The 16,526-nt window shown below is 59.9% G+C and carries 17 protein-coding genes and 2 pseudogenes; 13 read left to right on the top strand and 6 right to left on the bottom strand.

The genetic code is table 11. The features are described 5' to 3' along the window. The first annotated feature begins 293 nt into the window (after nt 1–293). Nucleotides 294–1,218, top strand: a pseudogene (locus tag C466_RS16210) (IS5 family transposase). A 267-nt stretch (nt 1,219–1,485) separates the two neighbouring features. Further along, nucleotides 1,486–1,809: a hypothetical protein gene (locus C466_RS16205; RefSeq protein ID WP_080505981.1), complete on the top strand. Its 324-nt coding sequence runs from the start codon at nt 1,486–1,488 to the stop codon at nt 1,807–1,809. Nucleotides 1,810–2,013: 204 nt separating this feature from the next. Here C466_RS16205 and C466_RS13105 read toward each other — a convergent pair whose 3' ends face one another. From C466_RS13105 to C466_RS16810, 4 genes are all read right to left on the bottom strand, one after another. Continuing rightward, nucleotides 2,014–2,835, bottom strand: coding sequence for an ABC transporter permease (locus C466_RS13105; protein ID WP_049908385.1), 822 nt, complete (start codon nt 2,833–2,835; stop codon nt 2,014–2,016). Continuing rightward, on the bottom strand, nt 2,832–3,752 hold the full coding sequence (locus tag C466_RS13100) for an extracellular solute-binding protein (RefSeq protein ID WP_004597876.1): 921 nt from the start codon (nt 3,750–3,752) through the stop codon (nt 2,832–2,834). Before C466_RS13100 ends, C466_RS13105 begins: the two co-directional genes overlap by 4 nt. A gap of 175 nt (nt 3,753–3,927) precedes the next feature. Beyond that, nucleotides 3,928–4,926, bottom strand: coding sequence for an Mrp/NBP35 family ATP-binding protein (locus C466_RS13095; RefSeq protein ID WP_239641231.1), 999 nt, complete (start codon nt 4,924–4,926; stop codon nt 3,928–3,930). Nucleotides 4,927–4,988: 62 nt separating this feature from the next. Further along, nucleotides 4,989–5,156, bottom strand: coding sequence for a hypothetical protein (locus tag C466_RS16810; protein ID WP_159358452.1), 168 nt, complete (start codon nt 5,154–5,156; stop codon nt 4,989–4,991). A 252-nt stretch (nt 5,157–5,408) separates the two neighbouring features. Between C466_RS16810 and C466_RS13090 the strand changes: the two genes are divergently transcribed. The 8 genes from C466_RS13090 to C466_RS13055 all read left to right on the top strand — a co-directional run bounded on the left by C466_RS13090 (nt 5,409) and on the right by C466_RS13055 (nt 12,600). Beyond that, entirely contained in the window at nt 5,409–5,807 is a 399-nt protein-coding gene (locus C466_RS13090) for a helix-turn-helix domain-containing protein (protein ID WP_004597871.1), read from the top strand. Nucleotides 5,808–5,899: 92 nt separating this feature from the next. Next, nucleotides 5,900–6,235: a carboxymuconolactone decarboxylase family protein gene (locus C466_RS13085; RefSeq protein WP_004597870.1), complete on the top strand. Its 336-nt coding sequence runs from the start codon at nt 5,900–5,902 to the stop codon at nt 6,233–6,235. 91 nt (nt 6,236–6,326) lie between these two features. Beyond that, nucleotides 6,327–6,983, top strand: coding sequence for a helix-turn-helix domain-containing protein (locus C466_RS13080; protein ID WP_004597868.1), 657 nt, complete (start codon nt 6,327–6,329; stop codon nt 6,981–6,983). A gap of 180 nt (nt 6,984–7,163) precedes the next feature. After that, on the top strand, nt 7,164–7,406 hold the full coding sequence (locus C466_RS13075) for a 4Fe-4S ferredoxin N-terminal domain-containing protein (RefSeq protein ID WP_004597865.1): 243 nt from the start codon (nt 7,164–7,166) through the stop codon (nt 7,404–7,406). Next, nucleotides 7,399–9,882 (top strand): molybdopterin-dependent oxidoreductase, encoded by a 2,484-nt coding sequence (locus tag C466_RS13070; RefSeq protein ID WP_049908384.1) that lies wholly within the window; start codon nt 7,399–7,401, stop codon nt 9,880–9,882. Before C466_RS13075 ends, C466_RS13070 begins: the two co-directional genes overlap by 8 nt. Nucleotides 9,883–9,884: 2 nt before the next feature. Continuing rightward, nucleotides 9,885–10,715 carry a sulfate reduction electron transfer complex DsrMKJOP subunit DsrO gene (gene dsrO, locus C466_RS13065; RefSeq protein WP_004597860.1) on the top strand — a complete coding sequence of 277 codons (831 nt, stop codon included), beginning with the start codon at nt 9,885–9,887 and terminating at the stop codon, nt 10,713–10,715. After that, nucleotides 10,715–12,019 (top strand): NrfD/PsrC family molybdoenzyme membrane anchor subunit, encoded by a 1,305-nt coding sequence (nrfD, locus tag C466_RS13060; RefSeq protein ID WP_004597858.1) that lies wholly within the window; start codon nt 10,715–10,717, stop codon nt 12,017–12,019. The genes dsrO and nrfD overlap by 1 nt, the downstream gene beginning before the upstream one ends. Beyond that, a complete protein-coding gene (locus C466_RS13055; protein WP_004597856.1) occupies nt 12,016–12,600 on the top strand; it encodes a TorD/DmsD family molecular chaperone in 585 nt (194 codons plus the stop codon). The genes nrfD and C466_RS13055 overlap by 4 nt, the downstream gene beginning before the upstream one ends. Before the next feature lie 123 nt (nt 12,601–12,723). On the opposite strand, the gene mobB is transcribed toward C466_RS13055, so the two are convergent. Further along, nucleotides 12,724–13,455: a molybdopterin-guanine dinucleotide biosynthesis protein B gene (mobB, locus tag C466_RS13050; RefSeq protein WP_049902438.1), complete on the bottom strand. Its 732-nt coding sequence runs from the start codon at nt 13,453–13,455 to the stop codon at nt 12,724–12,726. 254 nt (nt 13,456–13,709) lie between these two features. Between mobB and C466_RS16200 the strand changes: the two genes are divergently transcribed. Both C466_RS16200 and mobA read left to right on the top strand, forming a co-directional pair. Beyond that, on the top strand, nt 13,710–14,144 hold the full coding sequence (locus tag C466_RS16200) for a molybdopterin-dependent oxidoreductase (RefSeq protein WP_394295025.1): 435 nt from the start codon (nt 13,710–13,712) through the stop codon (nt 14,142–14,144). After that, nucleotides 14,141–14,785: a molybdenum cofactor guanylyltransferase gene (mobA, locus tag C466_RS16195; protein ID WP_004597850.1), complete on the top strand. Its 645-nt coding sequence runs from the start codon at nt 14,141–14,143 to the stop codon at nt 14,783–14,785. The genes C466_RS16200 and mobA overlap by 4 nt, the downstream gene beginning before the upstream one ends. Nucleotides 14,786–15,248: 463 nt before the next feature. Here the strand turns inward: mobA and C466_RS16190 are convergent, their stop codons facing one another. Then, nucleotides 15,249–15,704: a hypothetical protein gene (locus C466_RS16190; protein ID WP_239641230.1), complete on the bottom strand. Its 456-nt coding sequence runs from the start codon at nt 15,702–15,704 to the stop codon at nt 15,249–15,251. Between the two features lie 169 nt (nt 15,705–15,873). Here C466_RS16190 and C466_RS13045 point away from each other — a divergent pair. Beyond that, a pseudogene (locus C466_RS13045) lies at nt 15,874–16,526 on the top strand (ISH3 family transposase); the annotation flags it as partial.

Genomic DNA, 16,526 nt, shown 5'->3' with positions numbered 1-16,526 from the left:
CGCTGATCAGCCACTACCGACGACTCATTGTAACAGAATAGGTGACTCAGGTCAGGTTCGCTGACGATGCTTTGTGAGGTACTGAACCTATACTTGGGCAACAAGCATGCGGCTGATTCTGAGCGGCACAACCAGTCGTTTCTGCTCTGTTGAATCCGCAGAAGGCGACGGGATCGCGTCGCTCTGAAGGTGGAAGCGAAGCGGAAGAGCCGAATGTGCCTAACCTACTCTTCCGCTTCGTTAAGCAAGCCGCGTCGCTGGCTCAAAAGCGCTGTGCCGCCAGTCCAACGGCGGTGAGTGATCCGACTGGCAACGGNCTCTTCCGCTTCGTTAAGCAAGCCGCGTCGCTGGCTCAAAAGCGCTGTGCCGCCAGTCCAACGGCGGTGAGTGATCCGACTGGCAACGGATTTCCCGGGTGGAAGCATGTCACGCTCCACTTTTTGCGGGTTCACATGGATGCGACGTACCGCGAGATCGTCGATTGGGCGAGTGAAATGGATCGTGTTCGTGGTCTGTTACAGCTCGCTCGAACGTCATTTCCCGCACCCTCAACGCTGTACCGGTCGTTTGAGAGGGTTCCCATGTCCGTGTGGTGCGGGTTCCTTCGGGAGTCTGCGACCATCTGCGATCCGGGCTCGCACGGTGCCATCGATGCCACGTTCTTCGACCGCGAAACGGCATCGAGACACTACCAACACCGCTCGGATCGCCACATACGCACGCTCAAAACGACGACACTCGTCGATACAGATTCGTGTGCCATCCTCGATCTTCACTGCTCGGCACACTGGCCTCACGACACCCAAACTGGCCGTCAAGTTGCTCTTCGCAACACCGACAAAATCGAGAGTCTCGCCGGCGGCAAAGGCTATGACGACCAATCTCTCCGGGACGCCCTCCGTTCAGAGGGCGTCCGGCCGTTGCTGCGTCACCGGCTGTTCGCTGCGTACGNTATGACGACCAATCTCTCCGGGACGCCCTCCGTTCAGAGGGCGTCCGGCCGTTGCTGCGTCACCGGCTGTTCGCTGCGTACGATCACGCGCACAACGCACGGTTGGACAGCGAGCTATACGGCCAGCGGTGATGGCCGAGACCGCCTTTTCGGCCATCAAGCGTCGGTTCGGCCCCGCTGTCCACCCTCGCGCTTGGTACCGCGAGTTCCGCGAACTCGTGTTGGCCGCCGCAGTCTACAACCTCGAACAAGCTCTCAAACAGTGATCCCCGCGCCGTCATCGGATTCAATAAAGCAGTTCTGTTAGTATCCCTAGTAAGTGATACGTTCTCACGACCGTGCTGAATACAGAGCGCATACCGGTCACGTAGCCCTGTCTGTATCAGCGTAACATATAGAGCGGTTTCTTCGTACTGTATGGCTGCGCGCTCTGTTTCGTGATAAGCAGTTGTCGCATAATCGCCCCGAATGGCGGTCTCGTCCTAGTCGCCAAGATAGACACATTTTTGATGAACAATTCCAGATATCGTGCTATGGCAGCCCGTAACAACCGAAGTAAAAGTGGGAGTCCTGCCACGTTACCTGATGTGGTACCATTCGACTTGTCTCATCTAACCCGGCAGAGTTGGGAGTTGGGCAACTCCACCGTTCAGGACGAACAAGCAGCGATTCTTGGTAAATGGACTCATCAGAATAATCAGTGGCGGCTGTCGATTTTCGAGATTACCAGTGAAACAGCCATTATCTGTATCCGGACTCCTGTCGGTCGAGAACGATTTTACGGGGCGATTCAATCGGAACTCAAACCAGCTATTCAAAAACTCGAAGTGAATCCATCTTGGCAGCAAGTTCGGTAAGCACGCGTGTCTTAGGTATACAAGCACATCCTATCGGCTGATTCTGGAATCTTTTGAGAAAATACGCAGTTCTTGTGCTGACTACACGCTCTGTATCTCGCACGCCGATTCTATCAGCTCTTAAGGATTTCAACAGAGCCGTAGAGTCGTATTCAAGGGTACACACGGACCTGTACCGGTGGGCAATTCCATTGAGTTCGAGGCTTATTGCTCCACCACGGTCGGCACCCCGGCGAACCGCTGTACCGTAGCGACCACAACGAGCGTGACCGCCAACAGCGCGAGCGCGAGTGGAACAATCGCGTCGATGCCGCCGGCGATGAAATCGACCCAGATACGTGTTGGTATCGTTCGAGGATTGTACGCGACCATCATCGTTGCGCCGAACTCGCCGATGGCCCGCGAGAACGTGAGTACAACACCAGCGACAATCGCTCGTCTCGCGAGAGGGAGCGTCACGCGTCTGAACGTGGCTATCGGCCCGCACCCGAGTGATCGAGACGCCTGTTCAAGCCGCTCATCAATTGATCCGAATCCAGCGCGGGCGGTAATCACGACGAACGGCGCGGCAACGAACGTCTGTGCGAGCACGATGCCGACGAGACTATCCGTCAGCGGTAGCCCGACCTGCGCCGCGGCCGCTCCAATCGGTGTGAACCGCCCAACCACACTGAGCAGCATCGCCCCGCCAACGACCGGCGGGACGACGAGTGGAAGCACGACCAGCGCCTCAACAAGTCGCTTCCCTGGAAACGTCTTGCGTGCAAGGACGTACGCGAGCGGAACGCCGAACACGGTCGAAATCGCGGTAGCGACGGGTGCGGTGAGGAGCGAGTTCCGGACTGCCGTCCGGCTCGTCGTCTGTAGCAGGGTCTCAACGACGGGAACCGATCCGGTTCGGCCGAGGAACACCACGAATGGGAGCGCAAAGTACACGAGCAGAACCACTCCGAGAACTCCAAAGACCAGCAGCGGGGGTACCCGTCGTGATTTCGTGGATGAGCGAGTTACATCAACAAGGCTCATTCGCTGCTCACCTCGATAGGAGCCTCTCCGTGCGTTCTCGGGAATTCCTCCGTCTCGAACCCGTTCTCACGGAGAGCCTTATCGGCGTTCGCAAGGAATCTGACGAATTCGCGCCCGGCGTCCGGCGAGTCCGCACTCTCGAGCACTGTCGCGTTGTACACGATCGGCGCGCCGGTCGCCGTGTACCCGTCGTCCGTCGTGTACGAGACCTCCGCATATCGGTCGGCGTACTCCGGGTTCGAGAAGTTGTACGCGTCCGGGAACGAGTGAAACGGAAGCCCGTGGTCCGCGGCCATGTTCCGGTAGACGACCGCGGCGGCGCGGTTCCCCGTTTCGACGCCGGCGAGCAGCTGTGGTTCCTCCGGCTCCCGATAGGCGGCCTCGGTGACGGTCTCGGCGAAGCCGTCGAGCCCGTGTTCCCGCTCGGCGAGTCGAAACGCGTGGATGGCGCGGTATCCGAGGGGATCAAGATCGGGATCGCTTATCGCGAAGTTACCGCTGTCGGCCTCACGCGCAACCTCGTACCACGGATCGCCCGCATTTAGTCGTTCCCCGAACCGTGTGTCGGGAGCATAGGCGACCCCGATGGCGTTGGACGCGAATGAGACATCCCATACCGAGTGAGTGTCGTAGAGCCGGTCGCGTAATAGCCCGGCGTCCGCGCTCACGACAACGTCCGGGTACTTCCGGTCATCCTCGACCATCCGCATCACCGCGTTGGTGCCGTAATATTCCCCGCGAACGGCGAGTCCCGTCTCCTCTTCGAACTGCTGTCCGAGGTGTTCGTCGAGGACGACCGCGAGGCTCCCGGCGGCGAGAACGGAGACAGAATTGCCGCCACCGAGGCAGCCAGCGGCCCCGACTCCACCCCCGGCCGCGAGGGTCGCGAGGACCGATCGACGGGATCGCGATTGCATGTGGGAGGCTTCGGTCACCGGCAGGATATAACCTTTTCAAGTTACTACCTCGTGAGAAGTAATTCTTTGAAGTTACATTTTTGACTGTCTGCAAGTTATTTGCGGTCAGGTCTAATTACGACGCCAAATCCAAGGGGGGGTCGCCGATTGAGCGCGACCTTCAGCGTACCGTTGCCTACTGGTTCTGCCCAATTTCGACGGCACCGTTGGCGTGCGAGCGTCGTCGCTCTCGACCGACTTGGTCCATCGTCCGTTCAGCGAGCGTTCGGAATGCTCGTGCCGGCTCCGAGTTACCGTCGGAAACGACGGGCTCTCCGATCTCGCACCCCTGTTGGATCGCGGGGTCGAGCGGGATCTCGGCGAGGAGCGGGTGATCGAACTCGTCGGCGAGTCGCTGGCCCCCGCCGGTCGCGAACACGTCGTGTCGAGTCCCGCACTCGTCGCAGACGAACCCGCTCATGTTCTCGACGACGCCGAGCACCGACGTATCATGTTTTTCAAACATCCGAACGCTCTTTCGGGCGTTGTCCAGCGAGATGTCCTGCGGCGTCGTCACGGCGAGCGCACCCAAGACCCCTATCTGCTGGAGCAAGGTCAGCTGTACGTCCCCCGTTCCCGGAGGCAAGTCGACGACGAAGTAGTCGAGATCTCCCCACTTGGTGTCGTGTAGTAGCTCTGTGAGTACCTTATTGACCATGGCGCCCCGCCAGATGACCGGATCGTCGTCACCGACGAGGAAGCCGATGCTCATCAGCTTGAGTCCGTGGCTCTCGACCGGTCTGATCGTCCCGTCGTCATCCGCCCTTCCCGGTTCACTCTGTACGCCGAGCATCCGCGGGATGTTAGGGCCGTACACGTCGGCGTCGAATAGTCCGACGTTGGCCCCCCGCTCGGCCATCGCCGTCGCGAGGTTTACCGAGACGGTACTCTTTCCGACGCCGCCCTTCCCGGAGGAGACAGCGATCACGTTCGGTGCGCCGTCCATCTGGCCGGCGGGTGTCGTATCGTCGATCTCGACCGAGAGAACGGGTTCGTATCCCTCGTCCCGAACGACGGCCCGGACGTCCTCGGTGATCTGGGTCTCGACCGGCGAGTGCGGGGCGCCGAGAGCGAGCGGGACATGAGCGGTATCGCCGTCGACTTCGACGTCGCCAACGAGTCCGAGCGAGACGATGTCGTCGTCGAGGATCGGATCGTCGACTCGGGCGAGCGCGTTACGAAGGGTAGAGGTCATTATTAGATCCCCGGATTAAATTGAGAGGCGGACAGTTGCGGTTCGCCGCCGTAGACTACGGTCTCGTTGCCGCCGCTTTCGACGAACGTCGCCCAGTCGTGGAGCGTCCCGAACCTGAAGCCGAACTTCGAATCTGTCGACGCCCGGCAGCCGCCACGGTGTCGATGCATATCTATCAATTATAACCCGACGACCCAAGACGTACTTCTGTATATTACAGGTGTTTAAATTCTATCGGCAAATTCCGACGCTACACAGCCGCACCGACTAGAGTGAATCCTGCGAACAGGCGCCGCGCCGCGTGAACGTGATGTTCGGGGAAGCGATGACCCGCAAGATCTGAGGGGGATATTTAATGACCAACATAATTCACCAGATCTAATTTATTCTTTTCAGTACATATTAGTGGTACAGATCTACCGATGGTCACGAACGACGCGGGCGACGACGGACACGCGGTCGTGATAGAGATCGATCCGTGTGTCGACGTCGCGGCCGTGTTAGGTACTATTGCGGATCTCGACATCGACGGGGTACGGATCCGTGACGTCCGTGACGAGGGCCAGTCGACGGTCTCGATCGATCCCGAGGAGCTGACCGCGGTACAGCGTCGGACGTTACTTCGGGCGGTGGAAGCCGGGTACTACGCCGACCCGCGGGAGGTGACGCTCACGGATCTCGCGGGCGAGTTCGACGTTTCCAAGTCCGCGGTTTCACAACGTCTCCACGGTGCCGAGGCGACTATTGTTCGGCGGGTAGTGGAGGAGATGGCCCGCGAAGAGCCGCTGGATTCGACGATTGCGTTTGGCCGGGGGGAGTGATCGGTCGAACCGGCTGAACCGATCGGGGAGGTATCGTCACGTCGTGGAAACGTTGGGTTCGGTTTTTACGTCTGCTCTCCGGAAGTATATGTATGTCTGATGCTGTCGAAGACACCGACGAACTCCCGGCAACGGCGGGCGATCTCGCGGCCGAATTCCCCGAGGTGTGGGACGAGTACGCCGCTTTGGGAAAAGCCTGTTCGGAAGCCGGCCCGATCGAGGGCGAAGAGAAACGCCTCGTCAAGCTGGCGCTGGCGGCCGGCTCTGGGTCGGAGGGAGCTGTCCACTCCCACGTCCGGCGAGCGCTGGAGGAGGGTGTCGATCCTGAGGCGTTGCGACACGTCGCTCTGCTGGCCGTGCCAACAATCGGGTTTCCGAAGGCGGTGGCAGTGCTAACGTGGATCGACGACATTGTCGATACAGAGTGAACAACGAGTTGACTCGTCTTATCTTCTCGGCCGTTCTAAAGGCCGATAACCCGAGACAACGTCTTATGATCGTTCGTCGTACGCACCGATTATGGGACTGACAGAGCGATCGTCAAACGGAGAGAGTGGCGACACGGAAGAGACCCGTCGCCTCTACGTCGAGTTCGAGCTATCTGCGTCTGGCGCGGTCGCCTGTCCCGTCGAGGTCTACGGCCGAGACGCCGACCGGATTGACCGGCAGTCTTCCGACGGAGAGTGTCACACGGAAACAGCGCGCGATCATGACGACGAGACGGAGGGAGGCTCGACTGACACCGAGATCCGTCACTCGAAAACCGAGATCACATCAGAATGTTTCTGCCCAATTTTCTTTGACTACGATTGCATTCCGAAGATCACGGAGGTCACCGACGAGGCCGTTGTCATTCAGGCGTTCCTCCCGGACCGCGACCACCTCTCCGCGCTGATAGACGATCTCAGAGAGGCGACGGACGACCTCTCGTTGCGCCGTCTCACGCGGGTCGACTCCGTCGACGGCGATCGGTCGAACCGCGTCACCCTCGACCTCTCCACGCTGACCGAGACCGAACGGGAGACGGCCGCGATGGCGGTCTCGTCGGGCTACTACGAGACGCCGAGGGAGACGAGCGTCGGTGAACTCGCTGCGGACCTAGACATCACGAAGTCGGCGATGTCGCAGCGGCTGAGCTCGGTGGAGTCGAAACTCGCGCTCGCCGCCTTCAGGTAAGCTGTCCGGCTCTCGGGACGGTCATCGATCTGCGGCGATAAAGCGTGTGAAATACCAAGGTAGTATTCTATCTGTGCTATAATATAATAATTGTTCACCAATAACTCGCGGTGTATATAAGATGCTGTAGTATACAGCACGAGTCGTATCGCGGTCTACTCACAACATACAGATAGAGCCATGAGTGACCCACAGCAGCCGAGACTGACGCCGATTGATGAGTGGGAAGATGAAGCTGAAGCGATGTTAGATGATGTCGAATATGACACTGATCTCGGTGTGCAGATGGCTCGTGATGCGATTCGGGTCTCAAATGGAGAGCTGACTGACGCCGAGTTCCACGAGAAGTACCACGAAGCAGTACTGGAAGAGTTCGGCGAGGACGAACGCCCGACGAAGCCGGAGGGGTTCGAGGATGACTGACGGGAAAGCGTACAGACGGGACGTACTGAAGGCCGGTGGAGCCGCTGCCGCCCTCGGAGTTGGGGGTGGCGGATTTCTCCAGACGCTGGTCGAGAGCGAAGAAGATCAGCCGTCAACCTCCGGGATCGAGAGCTTTGTCGGTCAAAACGATGTCGTCCAGACCGTCTGTTCGCCCAACTGTCGGGGGAAGTGTCCGATCGACGTTCACGTTCGCGACGGTCAGGTGAAGAAGATCGAACCACATCCACCGGAAGACGAACAGTACAAGCGAGCCTGCGTGCTCGGGCTGTCGCACACGCAACGCGTGTACGACCCGACGCGACTGAAGTACCCGATGAAGCGGGCGGACTGGTCGCCTGACAAGCCCAATCCACAGGGACGCGGTCCGGACGCGGAGTTCGAGCGCGTCTCGTGGGACGAGGCGCTCGACCTCGTCGCCGACAAGATGCAGTCGTTAAAAGCCGACCACGGCGCCGAGAGCGTCCTCTTCCACGAGGGGTCGGGGAACTACGGGCAGTCGGGGAAATCGTTCAAGCGGCTCGCCTCGCTCTTCGGCGCGACCCAGTCCGCTTGGGGTATCGACACCAACGTCGGTCGCGGGTTCAACCGCGTCACTGGTGTCGGCGCCTTCCTCCCACCGACGAACGAGGCCGAAGACTGGGAGAACGCGAACACGATCATCGTCTGGGGATCGGATATCCTCTCCAGTCAGTTCCAGATGGACGCCTCGAAGATCCTCGACGCGATCGAGAACGGGGCGAAACTCGTCGTCGTCGATCCGGTGTACACGACGACGGCGTCGAAGGCGGACCTGTGGCTCCCCGTCGAGCCCGGCAAGGACGTGCACCTCGCGCTCGCGATGATGCACACCGTCTTTGAGGACGAGACGTACGACGAGGACTTCCTCCGGAAACGGACGACTGCTCCGGCGCTGATCCGGAAGGACACCGGGGAGTTGCTCAAGGCGAGCGACGTCTTCGAAGACGGCGGCGAGAATCAGGTCGTCGCCGTCGAACGCGGGAGCGGTAGCCCGGTCGCACTGGAACCCGAAACCGGCGGCGCGTACGCGCTCTTCGGAGAGTTTACCGTCGACGGCGTCGCGTGCGAGACGGCACTGACGCGGCTTCGAGACCACGTGGCGGACTACGCTCCCGAGAAGGTCGCAGAGACGACCGGTGTCGACGCCGAGAACATCCGGACTGCGATCCGGTGGCTGGCGACCCGTGGTCCTGGCGGTATCGCGCCGAGCTACGCACTCGGCCGATACAAACACGGACACATCTTCGGGCAGGCGTACGCCATGTTGATGGGGATGACCGGCGACTACGGTCGTCACGGCAACATCCACGCCCACCACTCGGGCGGTGCGACGCTTGCTGCCGGTGACTGGGCGAGTCCGAGCGACGCCGACCCCGGACCGTCGCTGACTTTCCCCGAGTATCCCGACGCGATGATCGACGGTGACCCGCACAAAATCAGGGCCGTCTACTCCATCGAGTCGAACATGATGGGGAACCAATTCCCGGACCGCCAGCGGTTCAGAGAGGCCATCAGAAGCCTCGAGATGTACGTGGTCGCGGACATGCACCACACGGATACGGTCCAGCACGCGGACATCATCCTCCCGGTCCCCCACTGGTTCGAGCAGGAAGACATCTGCTCGGGCTGGGGGTCCCACCCGCATCTCGGCTACCGCCACAAGGTGCAGGAACCGATGTGGGAGGCCAAAGACGACTACTACGCCATCCGCGGACTCGCGGAGCGGTTCGGGTACGGCGATCGCTTCCCGGAGACGAAACGCGACCTGCTCCGGAAGTTCGCCGGCCGAGACGACGACATCGACTTCGACACGCTGTTCGAGCAGGGGACGCAAAAGAAAGAGAGCGTTCCGATCGTCAAGTACACCGATGCGTTCCCCACCGAAACGGGACGCATCAAGATGTACGACGACGAGGCCCCGAGCGAAGAGGGCGTCACGTTCGACGTGCCGCGACCGCTCGAGGATCGGACGGCCGACGACTACGAAAAGGCCGACGAGTACCCGCTGATGTTCATGCAGAAGCACAGCCGGTTCCGCATCCACTCGCAGTACGAGATGCTGAACTGGGTGCGCGAGATCAACCCGGAACCGCAGCTTGACATCCACCCGAAGGACGCGAAGGCACGGGGCATCGACGACGGCGAGTACGTCCGGGTGTACAACGACCGGGGCGAGATGGTCGTGAAAGCGAAGTACAACGACGCATTCCAGCCCGGTCTGGTCAACACCGATCAGGGGTGGTGGAGCCGCGACTTCGTCGAGGGTCACCTCCAAGACCTCACGCACAACGAGGTCAGTGAGGTCGGCCAGACGATGGCGTTCTACGACGTGCGGGTGGCGGTCGAATCCGCACCCGACGACGTCGACACCGATAAATACGGATCTGACAACCCGCGCGGGAGCGGTGCCAAAGCGACTCCCACAGGAGGTGACTGACGATGACAAAACACGGGCTCGTAATCGACCAGGAGCGGTGTATCGGGTGTCAAGCGTGCGCAGTGTCGTGTAAACAGGAGAACAACGTTCCGATGGGGCAGTTCTGGAACCGCGTTCTCACCGAGGGCGGTGAGAAGATGGACACTCCCTCGGGCGGCTACCCCGAAGACGGCGGGAGTGGGTCACTGGACATGCAGTACCAGCCGACGGCGTGTCAACACTGCGAGAACGCGCCGTGTGTGAAGGTCTGTCCGGTCAACGCGACGTACACCCGCGACGACGGCATCGTCGAGATCGACTACGACAAGTGTATCGGCTGTCGCTACTGTATGGCGGCGTGTCCGTACAACGCTCGGGTGTTCAACTGGGACGAGCCCGAACACATGCCAGAGGAGGGAACCGGTGACGTGGAGGCCCGACCGCAGGGCGTCGTCGAGAAGTGTACGTTCTGTAGCCACCGCGTCGACGAGGGGCTCGATCCCGCCTGCGTCGTCAACTGTCCGGCCGACGCCCGCATCTTCGGTGACCTTGACGACGAGAGCAGCACCGTCTCGAAGTACATCGACAAGTACGAGACGGACCAGCTGCTCGAAGACCGGGGGACGGACCCGAACACGTACTACATCAGCGGCGAGATGAGTCCGGGACGCCCGCAGACGTCGGACAAGATGGAGAGCGAACTCGACGACGTCTCGCCGTGGTCCGACGGTGACGACGATGTTCCGTCGAAGGAAGCCGACAGTGCTGGTGGCGAGTCGAGCGGTAGTAGCCACTCGGTTGAGGGTGGCGAGATTCCGTACGCTACGCCTGCGAAATCGGGAGGTGACGACTGATGGCAGCGAATACCGGATCGTCGCGCGTTGCGATCCCCTCGTTCAGCGGGAAGGGCAAGCTCTGGATCGGCCTGCTCGTCGCGCTCATGGCCGCTGGGATCGCTGCGTGGGGGTACCAGCTCACGACGGGGCTAATCGCCACGGGAATGCGCAACGTCTTCTCGTGGGGGCTGTACATCATGATGTTCGTCCTGTTCGTGGGGCTGTCGGCAGGCGGACTCATCATCAGTAGCGCGCCGAAGTTCTTCCACTCGCACCGCTACGAGGGCTTCGCCCGACTCGGAGTGCTGGTCAGCCTCGCGTGTATCATCGTCGCGGGACTTCTCATCTTGCCGGACATCGGTCGTCCGGGGCGGATATACCAGTTTTTCACCTCGCCGGACTTCCGGTCACCGATGGTGTGGGACTTCGGAATCGTCCTGCTGTACGGACTCTTAAACCTCTGGTACCTGTGGCTCTTGACCCGACGTGACCTGGCCGCGCGCGGGTCGGCCCTCGCGCTCGGGTTCAAAGACACCGAGGCGGGCCGTGAGCGCGATCGAACGCTCATGTTCTGGACGGCGGCAGTCGCGCTTCCGACCGCGGTCGCGCTCCACTCGGTGACGGGCTGGATATTCGCAACGCAGGTCGGTCGCGGTGACTGGTTCAGCCCGCTCGTCGCCCCGGTGTTCATCGCGAAAGCACTCGTCTCCGGGCTCGGCCTGCTGCTGGTCGTGTCGGTCCTCGCGGACCGGTACACGAACTTCGAGGTCGACCGAGAGGAGCTCACGAGCCTCGGCAAGATCCTCGGGATCTTCCTCGCGTTCCACGTGGTGTACCTCTTAGCGGCCGAGCGGCTACCACACGCTTGGGCGGATCACTTCGAGTTCTGGGCCATCATGAGTAACTTCCTGATCGGAGACTCGGTGTACTTCTGGCTGTGGACCGTCGTTGGTGGCGCAGTCCCACTCGCTATGCTGGCACTCCCGACTCTCCGAAAGCGCGTATCAGTTATCTTCACCGCGAGCGTGCTCGCGGTCGTCGGGACGATGTTCGAGGGGATTCGCCTCGTGTTCACGGGGTACGAGGTCGCCAACATCGACTCTGCGCCCGGCATCTCGCTCGGCGGCGAGTACACCGGTATTACGACCGATATCTGGGCGACGGCAGGGTCCTACACCCCGACACTCGTTGAGATCGCTGTCACCCTCGGCATTATCGCCTTCGGGGCGTTTATCGTCACGCTCGGCCTGAAGTACGTGCCGATTCAGCGAGTCGACGCTGAGCCATCGTACGCGACTGACGGCGGAAAACAAGACCAATGACGGACCAAACTACCGCGTCGACCGAACGTGAGCGGTCGACCGAACGGACCGACGAAAGCGACGCGTTCCAGTCGGACGCAGCGGCGACATACGCGGTCCTCGCCGAGTGTTGGCGGGAGCCCAGCCCCCGGCTCGTCGCGGCCGTCGAAGCGGGCGAGTTGGAACCGGTGTTCGGCGACCTCGGATCGGTAGACCTCAAGGACCTTCGAACCGAACACACGCGGCTGTTTATCGGCCCGGCAGGACCGCCGTGTCCGCCGTACGAGAGCGTCTACCGCGACCGCGACGACCCCGACGAACTCGGTCCAGTCAAGGGGCCCGCTACGATGGCGGTCGCGCGCTGGTATCGAGAGTTTGGCGTTCAGCCCGCTCAGGACCATTCGGACCTTCCAGACCATATCGCGACGGAGTTAGAGTTCGCCGCGTACCTGGCGGAAGAAGGGTTCGATGAGCGGCTCGAACAGTTCTGTGACGAACATCTCAACACGTGGACTGAAGCGTTTTTGGAGCGTGTTGAGGACAAGACATCTGAACAGTTCTATGAGGCGCTAGCGGCGACAACCCGGCAGGTGGTGGGATAGCTGAGCCCCTCGGCTTACGAACTCGACGGCGTCTCGGCGGTATTATCGACCGAGTCGCCACCGCGCAGGTACCGCTTTTCCGTGGGTTGCTCTTCTCTTGAGAGAGCCGCGGACGTGGGGCAGTCAGACTGTCTCAACCAGTTGATCGAGCGCCTCGCCGATCGCCTCGTTCGCTCTTGTTGGGCCGTCGGCCAGTGCTACCACGTAGACGAGATCGTCATGTTCGTCGAAGAGAGACTGCTGACGGTGGACGCGCGCATCACGGATGCCGTCCGTCGAACGGAGGCGGCGTTCCGCCGCTTCGACCTGTGTTTCCACGTTATCAGTGGAAGCCAGTTCAGCCTCCAGTACGGTACTCGTCGCGATACTTCCGGAAGCGCTTGTACCGACTGAGCCACGGAGCGCGGTCACGAGGGACGCCGGTGTCTCGTAGGAGGGGAGGGTTTCGACGATGTCCGTCACCTCGTCGAAGTCAAGATCGTCAGCGCTGGCTGCCGTAACTACTTCCGGGGCTGTAACCGGTCTATCGCCGAGCGACACCTTCGGCAGGTGACTGTCGCTAAACCCCTCGACGATGGCGTAGTCACACTCGATTGCGAAGTCGTCGAGCACGTCGCTAAGCGTTCGCTGGTCGCCGGTACCGAACCATCCTCCGTCGTCGGTGAGACCAACGGTATACATCGAGCCAGCCGCTCGATGCCTGGCGGTGTCTTTCCCATCGGTATCGATGTCTGGCTCGTGAGTGAGGCGCTTGACGGTTCCCACCGCCCCGTGAGCACTGAGGCGAGACGCGAGCTCTGCGACGGTGGTTGTCTTTCCGGAGTCGGACGGTCCGGCGACGCCGAGTACTTTCATACTCTCACTCACAGGGAAGCTAATATATAGCGTCCGGAAGCGCTAGGTCAGGGTGACTCATTCGGTCGTCACAGCGGCTGTTCGCATGGTAGATGAGATTCTTCAGACCGAGGCAAGACTATACATTTATATTTACTTAATCAGGTTAATTGTTGAGGAGCAGGCTCAGGGTCGCTGAGAACTACTGCTTTACTGTTAGGCACATGAATTCCCCAGACACTCGTTTCCACGAACTTCCCTCACTATCCACCCCGATTACTGTCTCGGGGAATCGCAGTCTGTCGTTATCTGGTGAAGCACTGTCGATGCTTCCGATCGAGACCAAAACGGTCACAATCAAGTGTGCGTCGGGTACACGCAACACAGCAACCTGGGCAGGAATTCCGGTACTCGAACTGCTCTCTGCCGCCGACGTTTCAGACGAGACAACTCATTTGGTGGTCGAAAGTGATGGCGGCTATCGCATGTGTGTTGACATCCGCGCGGCGCTTGACGGCTTGCTCGCCTTCTTTCGTGACGGCACGCCAATTTTGGAGTGTGAACCATACGAAACACGGTTTATCACGCCTGGTGTCGACGGCGCTCGAACGGTAAAGGCGGTCGCCCTACTGGAAGCACGACACCTCTCTCCGAGTGCTGACCCGGAATCTGTCGAAGAAATATCCCGAGAAGAAGAATACTCCGCATGAGTGGCGAATCACCTGGCGTGACTGGCGTGGTTCTCGCAGGTGGGAACAGTCGTCGATTCGACGCCGGAGACAAGGCTCTTGCCACGCTTGACGGCGAGACGTTTCTCGAGCGAGTACTCGGTACGCTTCGTGCTTCGACAGCACAGCCACCAATTGTCGCAGTTCAAACTGAGGCCCAACGGGAGCAACTTCGCAGGACCCTCCCGCCGTCATGGGATGTGCGGTTCGTGTTGGACGACAGCAGTCTCGCGGGACCGCTTGCTGGACTATTGTCAGCATGTGAGGCGGCACCGACACCGTGGATATTCGCAGTCGGGTGCGATATGCCGCTCTTGGACCCGAGAGCAGTCAGGGAATTGTGGACACGAGTTGCGAATCACGCTGAGAGAGCGCCTGAAGCAGTCGTCCCAGTTTCACGGCGCGGACGACGCGAACCACTACACGCGTTTTACCGACGCTCTGCGGTCATCAGCCACCGAAATAGTGTATCTGATGAGAGTAGTTTCAATGCGTTTCTCGCCGAGTTTGACCATGTCGACTACGCTGAGCTGAATGAACTACCGCAGTTGATCCGGCTCTCGACAACGAATATAAACACGGTCGCGGAACTCGAACACGTCACTGAGAGACAAAGGGAATAATCTGCTATGATGGGATGAAAGCCTGCTAAGCCCCCAGCGTGCGTAAAGAGGGACTGGGGTGGTCAAAGGTCGATGATTCAACAGCGTCGTAGAACGCGTGGCTCTGATTGGCCTACCTGCCAAGGACGCACTATCATGGGAGGCCGCCCGGATGCTGGCGGCATCCGGGCGGAGAGCCCGAATAGGTGTGGCTCCCTTCACGCACTTCCCACTCCAGAGGAACCATGTACTACCTCGGAATTCTGACAAGAAGTGAGTAGATTACCTGCGCTGTGTAAGATGAAGGGCGCGAATGTGGTACCGATTGAGACGGGCTCTGCGACGGTTAGTGATCGGTCAGTACAGAGGGTACAATCAGCACGAGAACTGCGTTATTTTCTCCAAAATAAATTCTGAATCTACTGATAGAATGTGCTTGTGAATGGAACTCTCTGTGAGGAAAATAGCAGCTACAATTGGACCTTTACTGAGAGGATTCGTTTGTCGAATTCGTCTCGGTGTTACAAGCCATGAGCGTCGAAACAGTGTTCGCCGTGAGTTCTCCCACAGCGTTAATTTCTGCTCGCGTCAAGGACTCGTTACAGTCGAAGTTTCCGGGCGTTACTTGTTCTGTTTCTATCGCCTCTGTTTCGAGCACACTCATCCATAGGGAGTATGTCCCACTTTCGCTAAGGATAATCAATACTGTACTTTCAGGTTCCACCGTGTAGACTCCATCGAACTGTACTATTGATTCGTTCTCCACGAGGATTCGGGTCGTCCACGTTTCATCCGACGGGTTCCGAAGCATGAGCGTGTGGCTATGCTTTCCTGTATCTGCGGGAATGGGATCGTCACCAAGCGTGTGCGACGCTAGCCCATCAGCGGGAGCGGTTTCGGTGACAACACCGGGACACGCCATACGCGTCGAAATACTCATCGAATCGAGTGTGTCGTCGTCTTGAATGCTGACTGTCGTCCTAGTCACATTACAGGAGAACTGGCTCGGATCGATAGTAACCTCAGTACTTCACAAAGCCGCTTAGTTAGAACGCCTGCTTGCTGAAGGTGTGTCTACGACCCAGCAAGCAGACAGTGAACTCCACGNAGACGGCGACACCGCCAGCAGCGTCCTCGCTGAGTTCTTCGGTGTCCTTGACGGCCTTGACACCGAGGTCAAGGCCGTCTATCTTGATCGCGGATTCTACGACAGCAAGTGTCTCACGCTGCTTCAAGCGCATAACTACGCGTACGTAATCCCGATCATCCGATGGGGGAAGACGATTCAGCAAGAGCTCTCGAAAGGGGGGAGCCGTGTCATCAACCATGATCTGACAGGGAAACTCGACGGTCACAGCTGGACCGTCGAGTTTCCCGTCTACATCGACTGTACGTACCTAAACGGGAAGTACGACGAGAACGGTGTGGCGCGTCACGGCTACGCCGCTGACGCGCCGTTTATTGAGACCCCACGCGACGCTCGATACCACTACTCGAAACGCTTCGGTATCGAGTCGAGCTATCGCTTGTCTGAGCAAGCGATAGCGAAAACAACGACGCGAGACGCGACGGGGAGACTGCTGTTCGTTGTGGTGAGTCTGCTGTTACAGAACGCGTGGCGGTATCTCCACTACGAATACGTGGCGACGCCCCGCCGAGGCGGGCGTCGCCTCTGGTGGTGGCCGTACAAGGAGTTCGTGAACATGGTTCGACGAGCTGCGTGGACGGCCCTCGCGGTGCGTCGGGCCGTCCCCGCAAACCG

The organism is Halorubrum distributum JCM 10118 (assembly GCF_000337335.1).
GTDB lineage: Archaea > Halobacteriota > Halobacteria > Halobacteriales > Haloferacaceae > Halorubrum > Halorubrum distributum.
The sequence above is the reverse complement of the archived record's forward strand: the minus strand, read 5'-3'. Positions and strand labels throughout refer to the sequence as shown.